The 22990-nt window shown below is 72.3% G+C and carries 20 protein-coding genes; 12 read left to right on the top strand and 8 right to left on the bottom strand.

Annotated elements, in window-relative coordinates; all coding sequences use genetic code 11:
• Window positions 1–28 precede the first annotated feature (28 nt).
• The 3 genes from CLV63_RS00870 to CLV63_RS00860 are packed head-to-tail and all read left to right on the top strand — an operon-like array spanning window position 29 to window position 4076.
• Window positions 29–2461, top strand: a complete 2433-nt coding sequence (locus tag CLV63_RS00870) for an AAA family ATPase (RefSeq protein ID WP_106580896.1) — start codon at window positions 29–31, stop codon at window positions 2459–2461.
• Window positions 2462–2518: 57 nt separating this feature from the next.
• Window positions 2519–3256, top strand: a complete 738-nt coding sequence (locus tag CLV63_RS00865) for a nucleotidyltransferase family protein (RefSeq protein WP_106580895.1) — start codon at window positions 2519–2521, stop codon at window positions 3254–3256.
• A 34-nt stretch (window positions 3257–3290) separates the two neighbouring features.
• Window positions 3291–4076 carry a tyrosine-protein phosphatase gene (locus tag CLV63_RS00860; RefSeq protein WP_106580894.1) on the top strand — a complete coding sequence of 262 codons (786 nt, stop codon included), beginning with the start codon at window positions 3291–3293 and terminating at the stop codon, window positions 4074–4076.
• Between the two features lie 32 nt (window positions 4077–4108).
• On the opposite strand, the gene CLV63_RS00855 is transcribed toward CLV63_RS00860, so the two are convergent.
• Both CLV63_RS00855 and CLV63_RS00850 read right to left on the bottom strand, forming a co-directional pair.
• Window positions 4109–5665: a hypothetical protein gene (locus CLV63_RS00855; RefSeq protein ID WP_106580893.1), complete on the bottom strand. Its 1557-nt coding sequence runs from the start codon at window positions 5663–5665 to the stop codon at window positions 4109–4111.
• Window positions 5666–5828: 163 nt separating this feature from the next.
• On the bottom strand, window positions 5829–6074 hold the full coding sequence (locus tag CLV63_RS00850; protein ID WP_106580892.1) for a hypothetical protein: 246 nt from the start codon (window positions 6072–6074) through the stop codon (window positions 5829–5831).
• Between the two features lie 566 nt (window positions 6075–6640).
• On the opposite strand from CLV63_RS00850, the gene CLV63_RS00845 reads away from it, so the two are divergent.
• From CLV63_RS00845 to CLV63_RS00835, 3 genes are all read left to right on the top strand, one after another.
• Window positions 6641–8731, top strand: coding sequence for a SpoIIE family protein phosphatase (locus tag CLV63_RS00845; protein WP_245928502.1), 2091 nt, complete (start codon window positions 6641–6643; stop codon window positions 8729–8731).
• 339 nt (window positions 8732–9070) lie between these two features.
• Window positions 9071–10744, top strand: a complete 1674-nt coding sequence (locus CLV63_RS00840) for an RNA polymerase sigma factor (RefSeq protein ID WP_106580890.1) — start codon at window positions 9071–9073, stop codon at window positions 10742–10744.
• A 313-nt stretch (window positions 10745–11057) separates the two neighbouring features.
• Entirely contained in the window at window positions 11058–12074 is a 1017-nt protein-coding gene (locus tag CLV63_RS00835; protein ID WP_106580889.1) for a hypothetical protein, read from the top strand.
• An 81-nt stretch (window positions 12075–12155) separates the two neighbouring features.
• On the opposite strand, the gene yaaA is transcribed toward CLV63_RS00835, so the two are convergent.
• From yaaA to CLV63_RS00815, 4 genes are all read right to left on the bottom strand, one after another.
• Entirely contained in the window at window positions 12156–12953 is a 798-nt protein-coding gene (yaaA, locus tag CLV63_RS00830; RefSeq protein WP_106580888.1) for a peroxide stress protein YaaA, read from the bottom strand.
• Between the two features lie 133 nt (window positions 12954–13086).
• Complete coding sequence (locus CLV63_RS00825) at window positions 13087–13512, bottom strand: PIN domain nuclease (RefSeq protein ID WP_106580887.1); 426 nt, start codon at window positions 13510–13512, stop codon at window positions 13087–13089.
• The gene (locus CLV63_RS00820) at window positions 13509–13724 is read right to left on the bottom strand and encodes a type II toxin-antitoxin system VapB family antitoxin (RefSeq protein ID WP_106580886.1); all 216 of its coding nucleotides are present in this window, start codon (window positions 13722–13724) and stop codon (window positions 13509–13511) included. Before CLV63_RS00820 ends, CLV63_RS00825 begins: the two co-directional genes overlap by 4 nt.
• A 134-nt stretch (window positions 13725–13858) precedes the next feature.
• A complete protein-coding gene (locus CLV63_RS00815; RefSeq protein ID WP_106580885.1) occupies window positions 13859–14086 on the bottom strand; it encodes a DUF7455 domain-containing protein in 228 nt (75 codons plus the stop codon).
• 292 nt (window positions 14087–14378) lie between these two features.
• On the opposite strand from CLV63_RS00815, the gene CLV63_RS00810 reads away from it, so the two are divergent.
• Window positions 14379–16484, top strand: a complete 2106-nt coding sequence (locus CLV63_RS00810) for a DNA gyrase/topoisomerase IV subunit B (RefSeq protein WP_106580884.1) — start codon at window positions 14379–14381, stop codon at window positions 16482–16484.
• 59 nt (window positions 16485–16543) lie between these two features.
• Here CLV63_RS00810 and CLV63_RS00805 read toward each other — a convergent pair whose 3' ends face one another.
• Window positions 16544–17302 (bottom strand): DeoR/GlpR family DNA-binding transcription regulator, encoded by a 759-nt coding sequence (locus CLV63_RS00805; RefSeq protein WP_106580883.1) that lies wholly within the window; start codon window positions 17300–17302, stop codon window positions 16544–16546.
• A gap of 287 nt (window positions 17303–17589) precedes the next feature.
• Here CLV63_RS00805 and CLV63_RS00800 point away from each other — a divergent pair, with 287 nt between their 5' ends.
• The 5 genes from CLV63_RS00800 (at window position 17590) to CLV63_RS00775 (ending at window position 22575) form a co-directional block, all read left to right on the top strand.
• Window positions 17590–19401 (top strand): PTS system mannose/fructose/sorbose family transporter subunit IID, encoded by a 1812-nt coding sequence (locus CLV63_RS00800; RefSeq protein ID WP_170134108.1) that lies wholly within the window; start codon window positions 17590–17592, stop codon window positions 19399–19401.
• The gene (locus CLV63_RS00795; protein WP_106580881.1) at window positions 19388–19798 is read left to right on the top strand and encodes a PTS sugar transporter subunit IIA; all 411 of its coding nucleotides are present in this window, start codon (window positions 19388–19390) and stop codon (window positions 19796–19798) included. The genes CLV63_RS00800 and CLV63_RS00795 overlap by 14 nt, the downstream gene beginning before the upstream one ends.
• 23 nt (window positions 19799–19821) lie before the next feature.
• A complete protein-coding gene (locus tag CLV63_RS00790) occupies window positions 19822–20304 on the top strand; it encodes a PTS sugar transporter subunit IIB (protein ID WP_170134107.1) in 483 nt (160 codons plus the stop codon).
• Window positions 20301–21383: an SIS domain-containing protein gene (locus CLV63_RS34930; RefSeq protein ID WP_170134106.1), complete on the top strand. Its 1083-nt coding sequence runs from the start codon at window positions 20301–20303 to the stop codon at window positions 21381–21383. The genes CLV63_RS00790 and CLV63_RS34930 overlap by 4 nt, the downstream gene beginning before the upstream one ends.
• A 400-nt stretch (window positions 21384–21783) precedes the next feature.
• Window positions 21784–22575: an amidohydrolase family protein gene (locus CLV63_RS00775; RefSeq protein WP_170134105.1), complete on the top strand. Its 792-nt coding sequence runs from the start codon at window positions 21784–21786 to the stop codon at window positions 22573–22575.
• 26 nt (window positions 22576–22601) lie between these two features.
• On the opposite strand, the gene CLV63_RS00770 is transcribed toward CLV63_RS00775, so the two are convergent.
• Window positions 22602–22973, bottom strand: coding sequence for a hypothetical protein (locus tag CLV63_RS00770; RefSeq protein WP_106580876.1), 372 nt, complete (start codon window positions 22971–22973; stop codon window positions 22602–22604).
• Window positions 22974–22990: the final 17 nt, after the last annotated feature.

The raw sequence follows: 22990 nt of genomic DNA, 5'->3' as shown, positions 1-22990 counted from the left end.
ACGGGCCGGCCGAGGGAGAGGTGATGCGGTGCGACGCGAGGAGCACCCCCGGCCTGCGGCGCGGTCCGCGGCCGCATCGCCGCTGGAGCGCCTCCGCGGCGCCTACCACGGCTTCCCCGGCCGGTCCCGCCTCGTCGCGATGCTCGGGATCGTCACGGCGTGCTGCCTGTTCGCTTTCGCCTTCGGCTACTCCGTCACACTCGCCCTCGCGGTGTCGGTCGCGGTGCTCGGCCTGTTCAGTGCCCTCATGCACTCCTCCCAGGCCGTCGCCACCGCGCTGGTGTGCATCCTCTGGCTGGCCGTCGCCTTCCCGCTGTTCCAGATCCCCTTGGCCGGCTCGTCGGTGGTGCTGGTGCTGCTGGTGCTGCCGCTGCTGGTGTCGCTCGGGGCGAGCCGCATCCGGATGTTCCCGGTGTGGCACAGCACCCTGCTGGCGCTCGTCGTGGGCCTCATCGTGGGCCTCGCCGTCGCGCTGAGCAGCATGGTCACCGACGCCGTCCCCCCGGCCACCGGCATCGTGTGCACGGTCGCCGCGGCGGGCGCCGCACTGCTGTGGCGGGCCGCCGCCGGCTACCGGCTCAAGCGCGACGGGTTCCCGCCGCCCACCAGCACCCCGCGCAGGCAGCCGGCCGGCGGCGCCGCCGCGGCCCCGCCGGCGCCCGCTGAGCGGGAGCGCTCGGCCCCCGGCGCCGGCGGGGCCGCACCCCGCGCGGCGGACCGCGACGACGACGCCGAGCCGATCCCGGTCCACGAGGCGCTCGCCGAACTGGAGGCGATGATCGGCCTCGACCCGGTCAAGCAGCAGGTCCGCGCCATCGCGGCGTCCATCGAGGCGGCCCGGCTGCGCGCCGACGCCGGGTACGCCGTCGACAAGCCGCTGCGGCACCTGGTCTTCTCCGGCCCGCCGGGCACCGGCAAGACCAGCGTCGCGCGCACGCTCGCCCGCATCTTCCACTCCTTCGGGCTGCTGCCCACACCGCGGGTGGTCGAGGCGCAGCGGGCCGATCTGGTGGGGGAGTACCTCGGCGCCACGGCGATCAAGACCAACGAGCTGGTCGACAGCGCGCTGGGCGGGGTGCTGTTCATCGACGAGGCGTACTCGCTCGTCAACGACGCCGACGGCCAGCCCGACCGGTTCGGCAACGAGGCGGTGCAGACCCTGCTCAAGCGCGCCGAGGACGACCGCGACCGGCTGGTCGTCATCCTGGCCGGCTACGAGACCGAGATGGAGCGCTTCCTCGCCTCGAACCCCGGGCTCGCGTCGCGCTTCGCCACCCGGATCACGTTCCCCAGCTACACGCCCGAGGAACTGGGGCGGATCGCCGAGCTGCGGTTCGCGCAGCGCGGCGACCTCCTGGACGACGAGGCGCGCCCGGCGCTCCGGCAGCGGTTCGACCAGGCGGCGCAGCGGGGCGTCGTCGACGACCTCGGCAACGGCCGCTTCGTCCGCTCGATGGTGGAGAAGTCGGCCGAGGCGCGCGACGTCCGGGTGGTCACCGCGGGCGAGGGCGAGGCCCGCCCCGACCGCCACGAGCTGGTGACCGTGCGGGCCGACGACGTCGCCACGGCCTACGACCAGCTCACCCGGCGGCTGCCCGGCTTCGCCGAACCGCCCGACGTGGACGAGGCGCTCGCCGAACTCGACGCCATGATCGGCCTCGACCCGGTGAAGCGCCAGGTGCGCTCCATCGCCGCGCAGTTGCAGATCGCCAAGTTGCGCGAGGACCAGGGGCTGCGGCCGCAGGACCCGATGCGGCACTTCGTGTTCGTCGGGCCGCCCGGCACCGGCAAGACCAGCGTCGCGCGCATCCTCGGCCGGGTCTTCTGCGCGCTCGGACTCCTCAGCCGCGCCGAGGTGGTCGAGGCGTCGCGCGCCGACCTCGTCGGCGAGCACCTGGGGGCCACAGCGGTGAAGACCAACAAGCTGGTCGACAAGGCGCTGGGCGGGGTGCTGTTTATCGACGAGGCGTACGCGCTCGCCAACCCCGGGTACAGCGGCGGCGACGCGTTCGGCGCCGAGGCCATCCAGACCCTGCTCAAACGCGCGGAGGACGACCGGGCGCGCCTGGTCATCGTGCTGGCGGGGTACCCGGCGGAGATGGACCGGTTCCTGGCGAGCAACGCCGGGCTGTCGTCCCGGTTCAACATGCGGGTGGCGTTCCCCAGCTTCTCCGCCGCCGAGCTCACCGCCATCGCCCAGGCGGTCGCCGAGAGCACCGGCGACGCCTTCGACGACGACGCGGTCGAGGACCTGCACCAGATCTTCGACTACGTGTGCGGCGAGTCCTGGATCGACGAGTTCGGCAACGGGCGCTTCGCCCGTTCGCTGTTCGAGAAGGCGTGCTCGTTCCGCGCGCTGCGGGTCTCCGAGGAGCTCGGCGACACCGCGACGGCGGCCGACCTCACCCTGGTCACGAGCGGCGACCTGCGCCAGGCGTACGGCGAGATCATCCAGGACTGAAGGGCGGCCGCCGCGACACCGGTGGCGGGGCGGGCCGCCCTGCTAATCTCTGCCCTCATGAGCCGATCCAGCGCCCCCGTCACCCAGGCCGTCATCCTCGCCGGCGGCCAGGCCACGCGCCTGCGCCCCTACACCGACACCCGGCCCAAGGCCATGGTCGAGGTCGACGGCCGCGCCATCATCGACTACCAGCTCGAATGGCTCGCCGGGCACGGTGTGGAGCACGTCGTCGTCTCGTGCGGCTACCTCGCCGACGTGCTGCGCGACCACCTCGGCGCGCGCACCGAGGGCCCCGCCACCACCCTGCTGGTCGAGGACGAGCCGCTGGGGCGCGGCGGGGCGCTGCGCTTCGCTGCGAGCGGGCTGCGCGACCCCGAGGCGCCGTACTTCGCGCTGAACGGCGACATCATCACCTGGTTCCCGCTCGACGCGTTCACCACCTACCACCGCGGTCAGGGCGGCCTGGCGACCCTCGCGCTGGCCCAGTACCGCACCACCTACGGCATCGTCGAGGTCGGCGACACCGGCCGCATCGACGGCTTCGTGCAGAGCCCGCTGCTGCCGCACTGGATCAACGCCGGTGTCTACCTGTTCGAACCCGGCATCACCGAGCTGCTGCCCGCAAAGGGCGATCACGAGTCCAGCACCTTCCCCGCCCTCGCCGCCGAGGGCCGCCTCTTCGGCTACCGCATCGAGGGGTTCTGGCGCGGCGTCGACACCGTCAAGGACGTCAAGGAGGCCACCGAGCAGGTGCGGGCGCTCACCGGCGCCGCGGGCGGCGCGCCCGCGGGCTGACCCCGGCGAGGGGCGCCGGGTATCGTCGGGTCCCGTGATCAACGATGCGCTCACCCTGGCGACCGTCCCCAACTTCCGCGACCTCGGCGGGTACCCCGCCGAGACCGGCAGGGTCCGCTCCGGGCTGCTGTTCCGAGCCGACACCCTCTCCGACATCGGCGACTCCGACCTCGCCGAGCTCCAGCGCATCGGCGTCCGCCAGGTCATCGACCTGCGCACGGCGTTCGAGCGCGAATCCGCCGCCGACCGGGTGCCCGCCGGGGCCGAGTACACCGTCCTCGACGTGCAGCGCGAGCACGCGACGGGCGGCGACCTCGCGTCGCTGCTGGCCGACCCCGAGCGCGCCGGTACCGAACTCGCCGACGGCGGCGCCGAGCGGTTCATGCACGCGGTGTACCGCGCCCTCGCCGGCACGGGCGACGCCGCCGACGCCTACCGCGGCCTGGTCGAACGCGCGGCGTACGGCCCGCTGCCCCTGGTGTTCCACTGCTTCGCCGGGAAGGACCGCACCGGCTGGGGCGCGGTGCTGCTGCTGAGCCTGCTCGGTGTCGGCTCCGACGCCGTCATCGCCGACTATCTCGCCAGCAACGACCGGCTGGAGGCAGCAGCGGCGCGGCTGGGCGGGCTCGCCGAGTCCATGGGGCTCGACCCCGCGCTGGTCGCGCCGCTGATGGACGTCCGCGTCGACTACCTCCACAGCGCGTTCGACGAGGTCGAACGCTCCTACGGCGGGTTCGCCGGGTACCTCGCCGACGGCCTCGGGGTCGACGCCGCGACGGTCGCCGCGCTGCGCGAGCGCCTACTGGAGCCGGCGGAGTAGCGCGGCCGGGCCCTCGGGCGCGGACGCCGGGGTCAGAGGTCGCTGAGCCGCTTGAGGAGCGACTCGTCCTCCTCGGCCTCCTCCAGCACGTCGAGGAGGGTGTCGAGGACCGCCTGCCGGGTGTGGCCGCGGTCGAGGAGCCGCTTCGCGGCCGCCCACAGCCCCGGGGGGCGGCCCTCCCACAGCCGGTCGGCCAGCCGTTCGTGCGCTTCGAGCGCCTCCGCGATCTCGGGCCCGCCGATGCGCCGCCCCGCCGAGTGCCGCCCGGCGCTCGGGGCGTCGTACTCGGGGAAGTGGTCGAGCCGCAGCAGCGCCCGGCGCCCCTCGGCGGTGGTGGGATCGAAGTCCTCCTCGTGCTCCGCCAGCAGGTCGCTCGCCAGCAGCGGGAACGCGAACAGCCGGCGGGCCAGCGCCGACAGGTCGCCGTCGGGCAGCAACCGGTGGACGACCTCCGGGCGGATCCCGAGCGACCCGGGGTCGGGGTAGCTCTCGGTGAACGTGCTGACGGTGTCCCAGACGGCGTCGAGGGTGGCGTGCATCGCGATCTGCGGCAGCCCGTGCCGGGGGGCGGCCCACCGGATCCAGGCCGCCAGCACGTGCGGCATGGCCTCCTGCTCCTGCGGCAGCAGCACGACCCGGCGCGGCAGCCAGGTGAGCAGGAACGCCTCGACCTTGCGCGGGCTGACCCGCAGCGGGCGGCCGCCGTCGACGTCGCAGCCGTAGTCGATGATGTGGTCGACGCAGCGGCTGGCGGCGTAGGAGTCGGACAGGTCGGCCGCGCTGGAGGAGGCGAGGAACCGCGCGCCGAGCATCGCCCTGCGGTCGCGCTTCCACACCGGCTCGGGTTCGCCGCCGCGCTCGCCGGGAAGCGCGCGGGCGCGGGCGCGCACCAGGGTGTGGTGCGCGGCGAGGGAGCGGCCCGACAGGTCGGCCCGCGAGGCGCTGCTGATGCGGGCCTGGCGCTCATCGGGCGCCGCCGCCATGACCTCGTCGGTGCGGCGCAGGGCCGCTTGCAGCAGGGCGCGGGCGCGCGGGAGCCCGATCTCGGAGAACAGCGCCATGGGATCGGAGCCGGCCTCGGCGCGGCAGTGCCGCAGGAGGCGGCCGACCTTGGTGGAGACCCACGCGTCGCGCAGCACCCCGCCCGCGTTGTGGTCGATGACCGCGATCAGGGCGTGCCCCGCGGTCTCCTCGGCGGGGTCGATGCCCTCGTAGCGGAACGTGCAGATGACGTCGTCGGTGTCGCCGAAGCGGGACCCCGAGATGTAGGCGGCGACGGGCGAGGCCGCGCCCAGCGACGCCGCCCACGCGGGCCGCCCGACACCGCGCTCGACGAGGTCGGGCATGGCCTTCTTCGCGAGGGTCCGCTGCTGCCGGGACGGACCCAGCGCCGCGACGCCGGCCAGCAGCGCCAGCCCGGCCGGCGTCGCCGCGGCCGCAGCCTTCGCGACCAGGCCCTCACCCAGCAGCCGGTCGACATCGATGCCGGGCATCCGGCGGCCCCACCACGCGCCCAGCAGTTCGCCGACGACGATCTCGGCGTCGAGCGGGTGACGCATCGCCAGCAGTGAGCGCGCTGCGCGCAGCATCGGGGCGAAGACGTCATCGGGCGGTGCGGTGGGACCGGGATGGCGGGGGCTGGGCGAATCGGTCACGCGTTGAGCCTAAGGCACGGATGCCGGACACCCGGGCGGAATCCCGATGATGCGGACGGCTCCCGCGCGGGGACGAGGCGGGCGGCACCCGCGCGGGTCAGCTCAGCCCCGCCCCGTGTCTCGCACGCGTCGCCGAAGGCGGCTCGGATTTCACGATCGCTTGCAGATGCTCACGGGCGAGCCGTTCGACCAGTCCGGGTGTTGCGTCGTATCCGAGGTGCTCGGCGCATTTGTAGGTGTCGGTGACGCAGCGTTCGACGCTGCGCTGCGGAAGCGCGCTGAATTCGGTGTGCAGGCGAGCGGAGACTCTGCGGAGGTCTCCGGTGCGGTGCGTCGTGAGCATACGGGCTCATGCTCCCCTCGCGTGGTGACGGCGGCCGGACGTCGACCACCACCCATTCGACCTCACTGAAACGGGGTGTCAACCCCCGACGCCAAGCTGTTTGCCGACCTTTTGTGCTGCCGTGGCCCTGGTGTCTGAAGGGGCTCGCGGGAGCGTTTCCCAGCTCGCCGCAACACCCCGGCAAAGCGCCGGACGCATCCCGGCAAAGGTCCTTTCGGTCGGGCTGAATATGCACTTCCTGTTGCCGAGTGATCGGTGATTCGCCCTGTTCATTGGAGTCGTGTCCTGATATGCCAAGTCCGAAATTCGTCGGGCTGCGGTGCCGACCGTGTCAAGGGCGTATCATTTACGTTCTGCTATGCCCGCTGACTAAACGCGTCGACTCGCTCGGCATGATCTTGGTTCGGTGGCCTATGCTGTTGCGGCCGCTCCCCAGCGCCAGTTCGCCGAGACGGTCAGCACCGGCCACGACAGCACCGACACTGAGATCGATGTTCGCCAACGCCCCCTTGAGCCCGTACGAGTGAGACACTTGCTCGGGCGCAAGGACCCCGGAGGTGTCGACTTTGAGGACCGAGACGTCCGTACCGCTGTCCCGAGAGTCCGCTCTCGGCCCGGCGGACCCGGAACTGCTCGCTTCGCTCCTGCGCGACGCCCCGATCGGCTTCGCGCTGTTCGACCCCGCCGCGCGGGTGCAGACCATCAACCCCGTCCTCGCCGACGCCTGCGGCCGCTCCGTCCCCGAGTGCACGGGCAGCAGCCTCGACGCGCTCTTCGGCGCCGGCTCCGCTGCCGCGCACCAGCAGACCATCGCCGCGGTCCTCGCCGGCGCGGGCGTCGTGCACAGCGAGCACCCGCTGAACGCCTCCGGCGGCACGGGCACGCGGTGGGCGCTGTCGTGGCTGCCCGTCCACTCGGCCGGCAGCAACGGCACCGGCGGCCGCGTCCAGGGCGTGGTGCTGCTCGCCGTCGCCCAAGAGGTCGACGAAGCCGCGCTCCGGCGCAGCGAGGAGCGCTACCGCTCCCTGCTCAAGGCCGGCAACCAGGTCATCTGGGCCGCCGGGCCCGATGGCCGCATGCACGAGGACTGCCCGGAGTGGCGCGGCGTCACCGGCCAGAGCGAGGCGGAGTTCCTCGGCCTCGGCTGGCTCGACACCGTGCACGCCGACGACCGCGCCGCCGTCGAGCGGGCCTGGGACGACGCCGTCGCCGACCGCACGCCCTTCGACGCCACCTTCCGTGTGCGGGTCCGCTCCGGCGAGTACCGGCACTACCGCTCCTACGCCGTCGCGCTGCTGCGCGACGGCGAACTCACCGAGTGGGTGGGCGCCAACACCGACGTCACCACCCAGCGCGAAGCCGACGAAATGCGCCAGCGCCTCACCGCGCAGCTCGGCGAGGCCGCGCTGCGCACCGTCCGCTTGCAGAAGGCCACCTCCGACCTTGCCGAAGCGCTGACGGTCGACGAAGTGGTGCGGGTCATGGGCGAGATCGGCCGGTCGGCCGTCGGGGTCGACCGCACCGCCGTGGCGATGCTCGACCCCGAGCGGCTGCGGCTGAAGATCCTCAACCCCGAAGGGGTCCCCGACATCCCCGGCGCGCCCTCGGTCGAATCGGGGCTCGACTACCCCAGCACGCTGGCGGTGGCAGTGCGCGAGCGGCGCCCCTTCATCGCGCAGAGCCCCCTTGAGCTGCGCACGATGCTCGACGACGAACCCGAGGTCCGGACCTTCCTCGCCCACACCGACGAACAGGCGTGGGTCACCCTGCCGCTGCTCAGCGCCGGCCTGCCCATGGGCGCGCTGCGGTTCGCGTTCACCTCCCCGCGCGAGGTCTCCGACGAGGAGAAGGTCTTCCTCGAGGCGCTGGCCGGCCAGTGCGCGCTCGCCCTCGAACGCGCCACGCTGTTCGAGCGCGAGCACCGCACCGCCGAGGCCCTCCAGCAGAGCCTCCTGCCCGAGGAGCTGCCCGAGGTCAAAGGCATCGGCATGCGGTCGTTCTACCGCCCGGGCACCCGGCACGTGCAGGTGGGCGGCGACTGGTACGACGCGTTCCCGCTGCCCGACGGCCGCGTGGCCGGTGTCCTCGGCGACGTCATGGGCAAAGGGATCAAGGCCGCGACCGGCATGAGCCGGGTGCGCAACGCGCTGCGGGCGCTGGCGTTCAGCATGCCCGAGCCGGCCGACGTCCTGAACGGCCTCGACCGCCTCTTCGAGGCGACCGAGGCCATGGACCAGGTCACCACCCTGGTCTACTTCGTGCTCGACCCCGAGACCGGGCAGATCGACCTCAGCAACGCCGGGCACCTGCCGCCGCTGGTCGTGCCGCCAGGCAGCGCCCCGTGGCTGCTGGAGACCGACCCCGACACCCCGCTGGGGGTCCACTCCGAGCGGGGCCACCACAAATTCTTCGTGCCACCCGGTAACACCGTCGTGCTCTACTCCGATGGTCTGGTTGAGAACCGTCGGCGCGCCGTCGCCACCGGGCTCGACGAACTCGTCGCCGTCGCGGCGCAGGCATCAGCGGAGGTGGTGGGCGATCCACAGAAAATGCTCGACTACCTTGTCGAGAGCATGCTCGCAGGGTATGAGCAGGATGACGACGTAACACTGCTCGCCGTCCATCTCCCGGTGGCCCGTTCCGCCCCGGAAGGCTAGGACGGCGCCGACCGCCGAGGCGGCACGCCGGGCGCGCCGTACGAAGAACTCCGGCACCTTGCCTAAGGTGGAGGAACCTATAGACAGCCCCCTGTCCGCGCGGGGGGTGCAATCAGGACCCGACCGTGGGGTTGGCGCCGCAGGGGTGCGGACGAAAATCCTACTAAGCGGATGTGCCCGAACGCCAGAGAGGGCGCATACGCTGAAAAGAGAATCGGCTCCGTTCACATCAGTGGGGACGATCCCGGGCTTGAGGCAGGAGCGAGTGCAGCTCGCCCTCTCCGTTCATCGGGCCGCCGGGTCCAGCAATCTCGCCACACGTCCGTTCGAGAGGTGTTTGTGTCACCTGCCAGTTCGACCCGCTCCAAGCAGCCGGAGTCGCTGCAAGAGCCTGTCATTCAGCAGCTGATCGAGCGTGGGCGGTCCCAGGGGTACCTTGAGCCCGAGGACGTGCGCCGTGCCTTTGAAGAGGCCGACATTCCGATGTCGCAGGCCCAGGCCGTGCTCCGCAGCCTGACCAAAGAGGGGGTGACCCTCGTGGTCGGCGCGGCGGAATCGGCTCCCGCACGCCGCAAGGCCGCGCGGCGCAAGGCCGCCCCCGCACCGACCGCCAACGCCCGGGGCAAGCGCGCGGCGGCCGCCCAAGAGCAGCCCGACACCGTCACCGCCGTTGTCGATTCCGCCGACACAGGGGGCACCACGGCCACCGCGTCGAAGAAGCGCACCGGCGCCAACGCCGGGGGCGGCGCGAAGCGCACCGCCGCCAAGAAGACCGCCGCTGCCAAGTCCGCTCCCAAGCAGGCCAAGAGCGAGCCCGAGATCGTCGAGGCCAAGGCCAAGGACGACGGCGCCGAACTGGAGGCCGCCGAGGAGCTCGACGACATCGAGGTCGCCGAGGACCTGGAGGAGACCGGCGCCGACCTGGAACTCGTCGAGGACACCGAGGAGACGGAGGTCGTCGAGGGCCCGGTCGCCGGGTCGGGGGTCAAGCCGGAGAAGGCCGGCATCCCCGAGAAGGCCGCGGCCAACACCTCCGAGGACGAGTCGTTCGTCCTGTACGAAGACGACGACGACGCGCCGGCCGCCCAGGTCGTCGCCGCGGGCGCCACCGCCGACCCGGTGAAGGACTACCTCAAGCAGATCGGCAAGGTCCCGCTGCTCAACGCCGAGCAGGAGGTGGAGCTCGCCAAGCGCATCGAGGCCGGCCTGTTCGCCGAGGAGAAGCTCGGCGAGGACTCCTCGCTCCAGGCCGACTTCCTCGACGAGCTGAACTGGATCGCCGAGGACGGCGGGCGCGCCAAGAAGCACCTGCTCGAAGCGAACCTGCGCCTGGTGGTGTCGCTGGCCAAGCGCTACACCGGCCGCGGCATGCTGTTCCTGGACCTCATCCAGGAGGGCAACCTGGGGCTCATCCGCGCGGTCGAGAAGTTCGACTACACCAAGGGCTACAAGTTCTCGACCTACGCCACCTGGTGGATCCGCCAGGCCATCACGAGGGCCATGGCCGACCAGGCGCGCACCATCCGCATACCGGTGCACATGGTGGAGGTCATCAACAAGCTGGCCCGCGTGCAGCGCCAGATGCTCCAGGACCTCGGCCGCGAGCCCACGCCCGAGGAGCTGGCCCGCGAGCTCGACATGACCCCCGAGAAGGTCGTCGAGGTGCAGAAGTACGGCCGCGAGCCGATCTCCCTGCACACTCCGCTCGGCGAGGACGGCGACAGCGAGTTCGGCGACCTCATCGAGGACTCCGAGGCGATCCAGCCGGGCGAGGCCGTGAGCTTCACCCTGCTCCAGGAGCAGTTGCACTCGGTGCTCGACACGCTCTCGGAGCGCGAAGCGGGTGTGGTGTCGATGCGGTTCGGGCTGACCGACGGCCAGCCCAAGACCCTCGACGAGATCGGCAAGGTCTACGGGGTCACCCGCGAGCGCATTCGCCAGATAGAGAGTAAGACCATGTCGAAGCTGCGGCATCCGTCGAGGTCGCAGGTGCTGCGCGACTACCTCGACTGACGCCGGGGCGCCGGAACCAGGGGGCACGGACGCGGTCCGCGCGTACCGCCCGCCCCTGCCAGTGTGCGGGCCGGTGTTCGCCGCGTCCGTGTGCTGATCGACTGCACGCACCGGGCCGACCTTCCACGGGGGTCGGCCCGGTGCGTGTGCAGATCCCCTTCATCCGACACGGTTGATGATGCCGTGCACGCTGTATGACCGAGATAAAGAACTGAGACCGGTTTGTTACCTCAGGTGGGCGGCCTGATCAGGGGCTCGATCCCGCCGGAGTCCGGCGCCCGCATCGCCCGGGATTGGCTACGCTCCGGTCATCATGGGACTATTCGGACGCCGTAAGGGCGAGCCGGCGCCACTGCCGGCGTTCATCACCGGGCGGCACTGGGGCGATCCCGCGCTCGACGCCGCAGAGGAAGCGGTCGGCGACGGCCACCTGCTCGCCGGACTCGCCCTGCTGCGCGAGGCCCGCCACGACTTCGAGCGGCGCGACACCATGGTGAGCGCGTTCGGCCACGCCGCCATCGGGCACAGCGGCAGCATCTACGACCTCCTCGAGGACGGCATGCCCGCCGAGGACGCCGCCGACATCCTGGTGTGGCTCGGCAGCACCCTGATCGCCGAGGCGTGGGAGATCCGCGGCGGCGGGTTCGCCGACACCGTGAGCGACAACAGCTACAAGCTGTTCCGGGCCACCCTCGCCAACGCCGAAGAGCCGCTGCTGACCGCCGCCCGGTTGCGCCCCGACGACCCCGTGCCCTGGTCGGAGATGCTCAGCTACTGCATGGGCACCGGCGCCGACCAGGCCGAGCGCGACTCCGTCTGGCAGAACGTGCTCAGCCGGTACCCCACATTGTGGTCCGCCAACTGGACCCGGCTCCAGACCCTGTGCGCGAAGTGGCACGGGTCGCACGAGGAGATGTTCGCGTTCGCGCGGGGCGCCGTTGCCGGCGCGCCGCCCGGCGACCCCGTGGTCGCGATGCTGGTGGAGGCGCACTCCGAGTACCTGTTCCGCGAGCGCGAGGCCCTGGTCGAGAACGGCGGCTTCGCGGCCTTCATGAAGTTCGAGATGGGCTACTTCACCCCGCAGGTGGTCGCCGAGCTGGAGGCCGCGGCGGCGAAGTGGTGCCAGGCGCCCCGGCCGCACCCGCGCGAGGTCGACTCCCACCACCTGTTCGGGTGGATCTTCCACGAGGCCGAACGGGCCGACAACGCCCGGTGGCACCTGGGCCAGACCCACATGCACTTCCGCAGCCGCCCCTGGAACTACCACGGCACCGAGGACACCTCGAAGGAGGAGCTCGCCAAGGCGATGCGCGAACTCAAGATGCTGTGACCGGCGCCGGGCCCGCCGATTCCGAGCCTCGCGATGCCGGGCGCGGTGGTTCCGAGCGCCCCGACACCGGGCACGGTGGTGTCACCCCTGCTCGACGACGTTGACGGTCGCCGCGCGGCCGGGCTTGTCGGCCGCCACCAACTCGGCGGTGTGGCCGAGGTCGTTGAGCGCCTCGGCGAGCTCGCGCGGCGACTCCGGGGCGCGGCCTGCCAATAGCAGCGCGCGGGCGACGGCGCCCCGCGTGGCCTTCGCCATGTGGCTGACCACCGAGCGGCGCACCGTCCCGGCGACGACCGTCTCGCGCAGCACCCGCACCGCTGCCGTGCGCTCGGCGGCGTCGCCCGCGGGGGTGAACGCCGCGGCGTAGCCAGCGGAGCGGCAGTCGACGATGAGGCGGCCGTCGGCGCGCTTGGTGAGGGGGTCGCCGAGGTGGTCGCGCCAGTAGCGGCCCAGCGCGCCCAGCGGGGGCAGTTTCGTGCCGATGGACAGCCGGTAGGCGGGGAGCGGGTCGGTCGGGCCGACCACGCCCCACAGCCCGGAGAAGACGAGCACGGAATCGCGCGTCGCCGCCGCCGAGGGGCCGTCGAGCAGCTCAGCGAGCCGCAGGTGGTCGTAGAGCACCCCGGTGTACAGCCCGGCGGCGGGCAGGGTGCCGGCGGCGCGGATCTCCCGGTCGCGGTCGACGGCGTCGCCCTGTGCGGCCGAGAGTCCCAGGACGTCGCGCGCGTGCGCGGGGTCGCCGCCGCACAGGGCCTCCAGTGCCGTCAGGACCTGTTCGCGCGCCGCGCCGAGCTCGGGCAGCGAGAGCGCCCCCAGGTCCAGCGGCGGGCCGTCCCCGTCGGTCGCCTTCTTCTCCGACGGCGGCAGCAGGAGCAGCATCAAGGGGTCTTTCCACAGGCGGGGTCGGTTCCGGGGCCCACTGGCCCCGCCCGTAATGTATCCGTGCTCGGCAGGCGGAACGACCAGAGCCGAGGACTCGGCCTGCTGCCGCCCGACGTACGGACCTCGGTGCTCAGAGTGACACGGGTGCGGCGAACCACTGCGACTGCTGCTCGGTGACTCGGGTGATTGTGTCGAAGTCCCAGTCGTAGTGCAGCAGAACCAGTTGGTTCAGCTCGGCCGTCGCCGCGGTCATCAGGTCGACCGGCCCGGCGCTTCTATGTTCGCCCCGTGCGGTGAGTTCGCGCTGAATCTCCCACGCACGTGCGACGTGGCGGTCGTCAAAGTGCGAGGGGAGGAACAGTCTGTTCAGGACTTCGACCATCCTGGTGCGGTGCCCGGCCGACCGCGCGCTGTAGAGCAGTTCCAGTTCGGTCACCGGACTCACTGCCACAAGGCCGTTCTGGATGGCCTTGCTCCAGTCGGGGAAACGGCCGATGCCGAGTGCGAAGAGGCGCCCAAGCGCACTGGTGTCCACCAGGTAGTGGGCGGGACTCATCCGCGGTAGTTCCGCTTGTCCTGAAGAAGCTCTACGTCGAAGCCCCCTTCGTCGGCCAGTGCTTGCATTTCGACTAGGGCTCTCGCTCGATCGACGCGACGGCTGGCTTCACGCAGCGCGGTATTGACGGTGTCCTTCTTCGTTGTGGTCCCGTACACCTCTGCCGCGCTCGCGAGAGCATCGTCGTCGATGTCGATCAAGACCTTCGTCATGCATCCCCCTGATCATGGTGCCGACTCAGTTTATATATCAATTTCAGATTAGTATATATTCCGGGCGAGGGCCATGCGCACGCGAAGAGGCGGTCCCCGGGGTGGGGACCGCCTCTGGAAGCCTTCCTTATGACTTAACGCTCGTCGGTGGCCGTGGCCTGAGCCTCGTGCAGCCGGTTCGTCTCATCCTGGATCTCGGTCGCGACCTTGCGCAGAGAGTCGTCGTGTTTGCGCATGTGGTGGGCGCAGAAGAGCAGCTCACCACCGGAGCTGAGAACCACGCGGACATACGCCTGGGCACCGCACCGGTCGCAGCGGTCTGCCGCCGTGAGCGGCTGGGTGGGGGCAAGAGTTCCAGTCACTTCGCCTTCCTCAATACTCGGCGTTAGTCACTCAGGACAACATCTAACCGGACGAGGAGCTTCCCAACCAGCCCTGTTGTACGCCGACAGCGGAATCCGCCGGATTTGTGAGCTAGGTCATCGCTACGATGCGCCTGGGGGTGTCCTCCGCTCGCGACACCTTTGTCGGCTGATCCTGGTTGTACCCCGCGACACGCCCGGATACCCGGAAGCCGGAGAGTGCGGCTACCCTGCATTCGAACTACTGTGCCCTAAGGCATGTCGAACCCCCGAGTCCGCAGGAGATGTCCACGTGACCGCCCTTACCGCCGACGTCCACGACCCCGAGGACTACTCCGCGAGGCATCTCTCGGTCCTTGAGGGCCTGGAGGCCGTGCGCAAGCGGCCGGGCATGTACATCGGGTCGACCGACAGCCGCGGGCTCACCCACTGCATGTGGGAGATCATCGACAACTCCGTCGACGAAGCGCTGGGCGGCCACTGCACCCGCATCGACGTCGTCCTGCACGCCGACGGTTCGGTCGAGGTGCGCGACAACGGCCGCGGCATCCCCGTCGACGTCGAGCCGCGGTCGGGGCTGCCCGGTGTCGAGCTGGTCATGACCAAGCTGCACGCCGGCGGGAAGTTCGGGTCGGGCTCCTACACCGCATCCGGCGGCCTGCACGGTGTGGGCGCCTCCGTCGTCAACGCGCTGGCGATGCGCCTGGACATCGAGGTCGACCGCCAGGGGCACACGCATGCCATGAGCTTCAAGCGCGGCATCCCCGGCACCTTCGCCGACAAAGGCCCCGACGCCGCCTTCCGCCCCGCATCGGGGCTGACCCAGATCCGCAGGGTCGCCAAGAAGGTCACCGGCGTCCGCATCCGCTTCTGGCCCGACCGCCAGATCTTCCTCAAGGACGCCGAGCTCGCCCGCGAGTCGCTGCTCGACCGCGCCCGCCAGACCGCGTTCCTCATCCCCGGCCTGACCATCGCCGTGCGCGACGAGCGCACCGACGGCGAGGCGCCCTACGAGGAGGACTTCCGCTTCGACGGCGGCATCGGCGAGTTCTGCGGCTACCTCGCCCCCGACGAGCCGGTCGCCCAGGTGCTGCACTTCCAGGGCGAAGGGCAGTTCACCGAGACCGTCCCCGTCCTCGACGACAACGGCCACATGACCCCGACCGACGTCGACCGCCGGCTCGACGTCGACGTCGCCATGCGGTGGGGCACCGGCTACGAGTCGACCGTGCGCACCTTCGTCAACGTCATCGCCACCCCCAAGGGCGGCACCCACCAGGCCGGGTTCGAGCGGGCGCTGGTGCGGGTGGTCAACGACCAGCTGCGAGCGGCCAAGCTGCTCAAGGCCAACGACGACCCCGTGGTCAAGGAGGACGTCCTCGAAGGGCTCACCGCCGTCGTCACGGTGCGGCTGCCCGAGCCGCAGTTCGAGGGGCAGACCAAGGAGATCCTCGGCACGTCGGCCGCCACCCGGATCGTCTCCCAGGTGGTCGGCAAGGAGCTCCGCGCCTTCCTCACCTCGACCAAGCGCGGCGAGAAGCAGCAGGCCCGCGCGGTGCTGGAGAAGGTCGCCAACGCCGCCAAGGCGCGCCTCGCCGCCCGCCAGCAGCGCGAGACCCAGCGCCGCAAGAACGCGCTGGAGAGCTCGGCGCTCCCGGCGAAGCTGGTCGACTGCCGCAGCGAGGGCCTCGACCGCAGCGAGCTGTTCATCGTCGAGGGCGACTCCGCTCTGGGCACCGCCAAGCTGGCGCGCGACTCCGAGTTCCAGGCGCTGCTGCCCATCCGCGGCAAGATCCTGAACGTGCAGAAGTCGTCGGTCGCCGACATGCTGAAGAACGCCGAGTGTGCGGCGATCCTCCAGGTCATCGGCGCGGGCTCGGGGCGGAGCTTCGACATCGACGCCGCGCGCTACGGCCGCATCATCCTCATGGCCGACGCCGACGTCGACGGCGCGCACATCCGCACGCTGCTGCTCACCCTGATCTACCGGTACATGCGCCCGATGCTGGAGGCCGGCCGGGTCTACGCCGCGGTGCCGCCGCTGCACCGCATCGAGCTCACCAACGTCCGCAAGAAGCGCGGGGCCAAGCCCGAGGACCGCTACATCTACACCTACTCCGATTCCGAGCTGCGCCGCACGCTGCTCGAACTGGAGAAGAAGGGCAAGAGCTACAAGGAGCCGGTGCAGCGCTACAAGGGCCTGGGGGAGATGGACGCCGACCAGCTCGCCGAGACCACGATGGACCCCCGCTTCCGCACCCTGCGCCGCATCCAGGTCGAGCACGCCGATGAGGCCGCGAAGGTGTTCGACCTGCTCATGGGCAACGAGGTCGCGCCGCGCCGCGAGTTCATCGCCAAGGGGGCCCAGGAACTCGACCTGGCCCGCATCGACTCCTGACCGGCGGCGGCACCGCCCCGGTGCGTGCGGCGGCCGCCGGCCGCCGTGCGGGCGGCGCCTCAGGCGATGGTCACCGCGACCCCCGCTTCGGCGATGGCGGCGAGCGCCGCTTCGTCGGCGTCGTCGTCGGTGACCAGTTCGTCGATCGCCGATAGCGCGCACACCCGGACGAAGCACGAGCGCCCCACCCGTGTCCCCGGGACCACCGCCACGACCTGCTCGGCGTGGGCGACGAACGACTCGGTGAGCCGGGCGCGCTCGGACTCCTCGACGGTGATCCCGCTGCGGGGGTGGACCCCGTCGACCTCGACGAACGCTATGGCGAGGTTGACCTGCCGCAGCATCGACTCGGCGAAGGCGCCGCCGAGCGCCGAGGTCTCCGGGTCGGCGACCCCTCCGGTCAGGACGACCCGCAGGTGCGGGCGCACCAGGAGCTGGTGGGCGATGTCGACGGCGTTGGTGACGATGGTGAGGTCGCTGCGGTCGGCGAGGACCCTGCCGATCCCGCCGATGGTCTCGCCGCTGACCAGGCCGACGGTCGATCCGTCGGGCACGCGCTTGGCGGCGATCTCGGCCATGCGGTTCTGCCGCTCGGTGAGGTCGAGGTCGGGCGGCGACATCTGGAGCCGGACGGCGGTGCCGCGGGCGACCGCGCCGCCGTGGGTCCGCGAGATCCACCGCTGCGCCTCGAGCAGGTTGAGGTCGCGGCGCACCGACGACTCCGAGACGCCGAGACCGTGCGACAGCGCGGTAACGGCGACCGTGCCTTCGCGACCGATGTGCTCCATGATCGCGGCGAGTCGTTGCGGCCGTTTCATGTGCCCAATGGTAGACGCGCGGCATCGGCGCGACGCGGGGACGCGGCGGGGCGGCCGGTCCCGGCCGGGCGCCTCCCGCGCCTCCCGATCGGTCACCGCGTCTCGCCAAATGAGCAAAATCAGTCAGAACTATTGCTCTTAGTTGAATGGCCGGGTTAGCGTCGGTGATCACCAAGGCGGTGTGGGGGCGATGCCCGCGACCCCCTGGCCGCCGTGGCCCACCCCGGACCAGCGCGAACACCGCGCGCATGGCGGCCGGAGGCACCCCAAAGCACAAAGGTCGGCCTATGTCCCTTACGCAAGCCCTGCTCCTGGCGTTCATCGCCGGGTTCGCCTACTTCAGCCGGCGATTCATGGGTGACCTCTACCTGGAACGCGCCATCGTCCTCGGCCCGCTCACCGGGCTGGTCCTCGGCGACCTGCCCACCGGGCTCGCCGTCGGCGCCGCGCTGGAGCTGATCTTCATCGGTGCCGCCGACGTCGGCGGGTCGGTGCCGCCCAACCTGCCGATCGGCGCGGTACTCGGGACGGCCTTCGCCATCAACGCCGACCTGTCCCCGGAACAGGCCATGGTCATCGCCGTGCCCGCCGCGCTGCTCGGCGCGTTCGGCGAGCTCATAGCGAAGGCGGTGAGCACCGTCTTCGTCACAGCGGCGGAACGCTATGCCGACCGGGGCAGTACCCGCGGCATCGCGGCGATGGTGCACCTCGGCAACCTCGTGCACTTCCTGTGCGTCGCCGTCCCCGCCTTCGTCGGCCTGCGCCTCGGCAACGAGGCGGTGCGCCACCTCAGCGACGCCATCGACGGCCCCTTGCAGAACGGGCTCATGGTCGCCGGCGCCGTCCTGCCCGCACTGGGGTTCGCGCTGCTGCTCAGCACCCTCTCGACCCGGCCGCTGATGCCGTTCTTCTTCATCGGCTTCCTGCTCGCCGCCTACACCGGGTTCGGCGTCCTCGGGGTCGCCGCCCTCGGCTTCATGATCGCGGCGGTCTGGGTGTTCCAGAAGGGCGGCGCGAGCCTGCTGCACGGCGGCGGCGGGGACGCCGACTCCGCGGACTCGATCTCGATCCCGCGGCGGGAGCGCGTCCGCATCTTCTGGCGGTCCTTCGCCATCCAGTCGGCGTTCAGCTTCGACCGCATGCAGGCGATCGGCTTCACCTGGACGCTCATCCCCTGGCTGCGCAGGCTCTACCCGGACCGGGAGCAGCGCGCCCAGGCGCTGCGGCGGCACCTGACCTTCTTCAACGGGCACGCCTGGCTGCCCGGGCCGATCCTGGCGCTCGTCAGCGACCTGGAGATGCAGCATTCGCGCATCGGCGCCGCGGACACGGCGGGCACCGCGGGCGCGGCGGGCGCGCACACAGCGGACGCGGCCGAAGGCACCGGGCCGGCCGAGCGGCGCACCCCCGCGTCCGGCGGCCCCGCCGAGCCGGACCGCCCCGCGGCCGAGGACACCGCCCCGGCGGCGCCCGAGCCGCGGCCCCGTCCCGACACCGCGGTGCCGGCCGACGACGCCGACCCGGAGGTCGACGCGGCAGAGGAGCAGCGCCGGGACAGCGTCAAGACGATCCAGGGCGTCAAGGGCAGCCTCATGGGCCCGCTCGCCGGAATCGGCGACTCGGCGTTCCACGGCACACTGCGCCCGCTCCTCAGCGGGATCAGCGCCTCACTCGCCCTCCAGGGCAACATGCTCGCCCCGCTGGTCTTCCTGATCCCGGTGAACCTGGTGCACGTCGCCATCCGGTGGATCTCGCTCAGCTACGGGTTCCGGCTCGGCCGCCGCCTCTTCGAGCGATTGGACCAATCCGCGATCAAGCGGTTGATGGAGGGTGCCTCCATCGCCGGCCTCATGGGCGTCGGCGCGCTGGTCGGCACCTGGCTCGCCATCGACACCCCGCTCCAGTACACGCAGGGGGAGCAGGTCATCAAGCTCCAGGACATGCTCGACGACGTCCTGCCCAAGATGATCCCGCTGGTCGTGACCATGGCGGCCTACTGGGCGATCCGCCGCCGGATGAACTCGATGATCGTGCTGCTCGTGCTCGCCGTCGCGGGGTTCGGGCTCGGCGCGCTGGGGGTGCTGCATGCAGGGGGATGAGCGGGTCGGCGTGGTCGTCGCCGGGCACGGCGTGTTCGCCAGCGGAGCCCTGTCGGCCTGCGAGGTGATCATCGGGGCGCCCGAGGCGGTGGTGGCGCTCGACCTCGCCGCCCACGAGGACCCCGCCGGGTTCGGGGCGCGCATGGCCGAAGCGGTCGCATCGGTCGACCACGGGGCCGGCGTCCTGGTGGCGACCGACCTGCCGGGTGCGACGCCGTTCAACGCGGCCGTCCGGCTGACCCGCGGCGGCACCCCCGTGGAGGTCGTGGCGGGCGTCAACCTGCCCATGCTGCTGGAAACCCTGCTGAGCAGGGACGGCGCGGCCCTGGCCGACGTCGCGGGCACGGCCCGCTCCGCGGGGCGCAACGGCGTCGTGCGGTGGGAACCGAACGGATGATCCGAGATTTGGGAGCAGAACAGATGCAGCTTGCGCTGATCCGAGTGGACCACCGGTTGGTCCACGGCCAGGTCACGATGGGATGGACGCGCAGCGTCCGGGCCGACGCGCTGGTCGTGGTGAGCGACCGGGCCGCCGACGACCCCTTCGAGGCGAGCCTCATGCGCATGGCGGTCCCGCACGGCGTGGCGATCGAGATCTGGGGCGTCACCGAGGCCGCCGACCGCGTGCGCGCCGCGAACCTGCCCGCGGGCCGGGTCCTGCTGCTCGTCGCGACGCCGGTCGACCTGCTGCCGCTCTTCGCCGCGGGGCTGTCCAACACCGAGGTCAACATCGGCGGGGTGCGCTCTCCCGGCGCGAGCGTCAAGCTCACCAAGGAGGTGCACGCCACCCCCGAGGAGATCGACGCGTGGAAGGCGCTCGCGGAGAAGGGCGTCGAACTGTCGGTGCAATGGCTGCCCGACCAGAAGCGGCGCTCCCTCAACGCCGACGTGGTGCGGCGATGACCGCGGGCCGCGGCCTCATGCGCGCGGGTATCGCGGAGATCCCCGGGCTGCTCGCCGAGGCGGACGACGGGGAGGCGGCGCGGGCCGGCGCCGCCGTGTTCGGCGCGGCGCGCACCCTCGACATCGTGGGGTGCGGGACCTCCCTGTTCGCGGGGGAGGCGCTGCGCCACGCCTTCGAGTCCGCCGGGCTGCGCACCGACGTCCGCGAGGCGTACGAGTACGCGGCGTTCCCGCCGCCGCTCGCCGACGGCGACGCGCTGCTCGCCATCTCGCACACCGGCCGCACGCCCGACGTGGTGGCGAGCGCCCGGCTCCCCGGCCGGGCGCGGTCGGCGGTGGTCGCCATCACCGACGAGCCCGGGTCCCCGCTGGGCACCTCGGCGGAGCGGGTCCTCGCCGACCACCGGGGCCACGAGCCCGCCCTGCCCAAGACCCGCAGCTACATCAGCACCCTGCTGCGCGGCCTCGGCGCGGCGCGCGGGGCGGCAGAGGCGCGCGGCGAAGCGGCACCCGGCGCGGCGGAGGTGCGGGCGCTGGCCGACCCGGCGGCGGAGCTGCTCGAACGGTCCTGGCAGCAGGCCGAGGAGCTGGCGGCGAAGTTCGCGTCCGTGCCGCGCATCGTCGTCATCGGCGGCGGGCCGGAGGTCGCCACGGCGAACGAGGCGGCCCTCAAACTCACCGAGGCCGCCGACCAGCACGCCGACTCCTGGCAGATCGAGGAGGCCGCGCACGGCACCTGGGCGAGCACACGCAACGGCGAACTCGCCGTCGTGCTCGCGCCGCGCGGGCACAGCGCCGCCGGATCCCGCGTCCTCGCCGGGATGCGCGGCATCGGGGCCGTCACCTGGGCCATCGGCGGAGACCCGCGACTGGCGGCCGAAGCCGACCTCGCCACCCCGGTCCCGGAGGTCCCGGCCCTGCTCGCCCCCTTGCTGACGATCCTGCCGCTGTACTGCCTGGCGGAACGCCTGGCCCAGGCCCGCGGCCTCGACCCCGACATCATGCGCCAGGACGTCCCCCGGTACCGGGCCGCGCGGGAGGTCATGCGCCGGTCCCTCGCCGCCGGGACGGAGGGTTAGCCCGTGCCCGGCGGCCCGCCGCGGGCCCCCACGCTGCGGCTGCACGGTGGCCGCGTCCTCACACCGGCGGGCGCGCTGGTCGAGGCCGACCTCCTGATAGCGGGGGCGGCGATCAGCGGGATCGTGGCGCCGCACGAGCCCCCGGCGCCGGGGGAGCGGCGCCACGACGTCACCGGCGGCATCGTCGCGCCGGGCTTCGTCGACACCCACGTGCACGGCGCGCTCGGCGCCGGCTTCATGGCCCCCGAGGCCGAAGCGCTCGACCGCATCGGCCGCCACCTCGCCGCGCACGGCGTCACCAGTTGCCTGGCGACAACGGTGAGCACCCCGGCGCCCGTGCTCCTCGACACCGTCGGCCGGCCGGCTGGCGTCAGCGGGGGGCGTCCTGGGCGACTCCGGTGTGGCGCTCGCGGGCATCCACCTCGAAGGGCCGTTCATCAACCCGGCGGCGTCCGGCGTCCACCGCCGCGCCGACCTGCGCCCGCCCGTGCGCGGCGAACTCACCCGGCTCCACGACGCTGCGCGGGGCGCACTGCGGGTCGTGACCCTGGCGCCGGAGCTGCCGGGCGGCCTGGCAGCCGTCGAACACCTCACCGGCCTCGGCGTCACCGTCTCGGTCGGGCACTCCACCGCGGACTTCGCCCAGGCGGCAGCGGCGTTCGACGCCGGGGCGCGGCGGGTCACCCACTGCTTCAACGCGCTGCCGCCCGTTCGGGGCCGGGAGCCCGGCGCCGTCCTGGCGGCCCTGCTCGACGACCGGGTCGGCATCGAGGTCATCGCCGACGGCAGGCACCTCGCGGCGCCGGTGCTCGACCTCGTCCACCGGGTGGCGGGCCCCGCCCGCGTCATAGCGGTCAGCGACGGCAGCGACGTCGCGGGGCTGCCCGACGGGCCCGCCCGGCGCTGGGAGGGCACCGAGGTGGTGCTCTCCGCCGAGGGGATCAGCACACCAGACGGCGGACTCGCCGGCGGCGCGCACGCACTGGACCGCGCGGTCGCCACCCTGTGCGCGGCCGGCGTCCCGCTGCCCGACGCGCTCGCCGCCGCGTCGAGCGCCCCGGCGCACCACCACGGCCTGCACACCAAGGGCCGCCTCGAACCGGGCTGCGACGCCGACGTCGTGGTCCTCACCCCCGCCCTCCGCGTCGCCGCCACCATCGCCGCGGGCCGCTACATCCACGGAGGCCCGTGACCGGAGCCTGCGGCCGGCCGCTCCCGTCACTCTCCCGCGGACCGCCCTCGGAGGTACCGCCTGCTCGCGGGGGTCAGCAGCAGCACCAGTGCGGTGACGGCGATCGCCGCGCCGACGATGCCCATCGCCTCGCCCTGGAACATCCGCGCCATCTGGGTGAAGGCGACGAACCCCAGCAGGACGCAGGCGCCGATGAGGCCGCGGCGCCCCATCCGGGGCAGGGCGAAGGCGCACCCGGCGCACAGCAGCGCGGTCAGGGTGTGCGGGAGCGCGAGGCCGACCCCGAGCGCGCCGCCCGCGAGGAGGGCGACCGCGAGGGCCGAGACAAGAAGGAGGGCCGCCATGGTCCACAGCACGACGCGCGCGGCGTTGAGGGATGCGGGGGGAGTGCGTTTCAACGGAGTGCTCTGCTTCC

The sequence above is a fragment of the Murinocardiopsis flavida genome, assembly GCF_003014485.1.
GTDB lineage: Bacteria > Actinomycetota > Actinomycetes > Streptosporangiales > Streptosporangiaceae > Murinocardiopsis > Murinocardiopsis flavida.
This window is presented reverse-complemented; position numbering and strand designations above follow the sequence as displayed.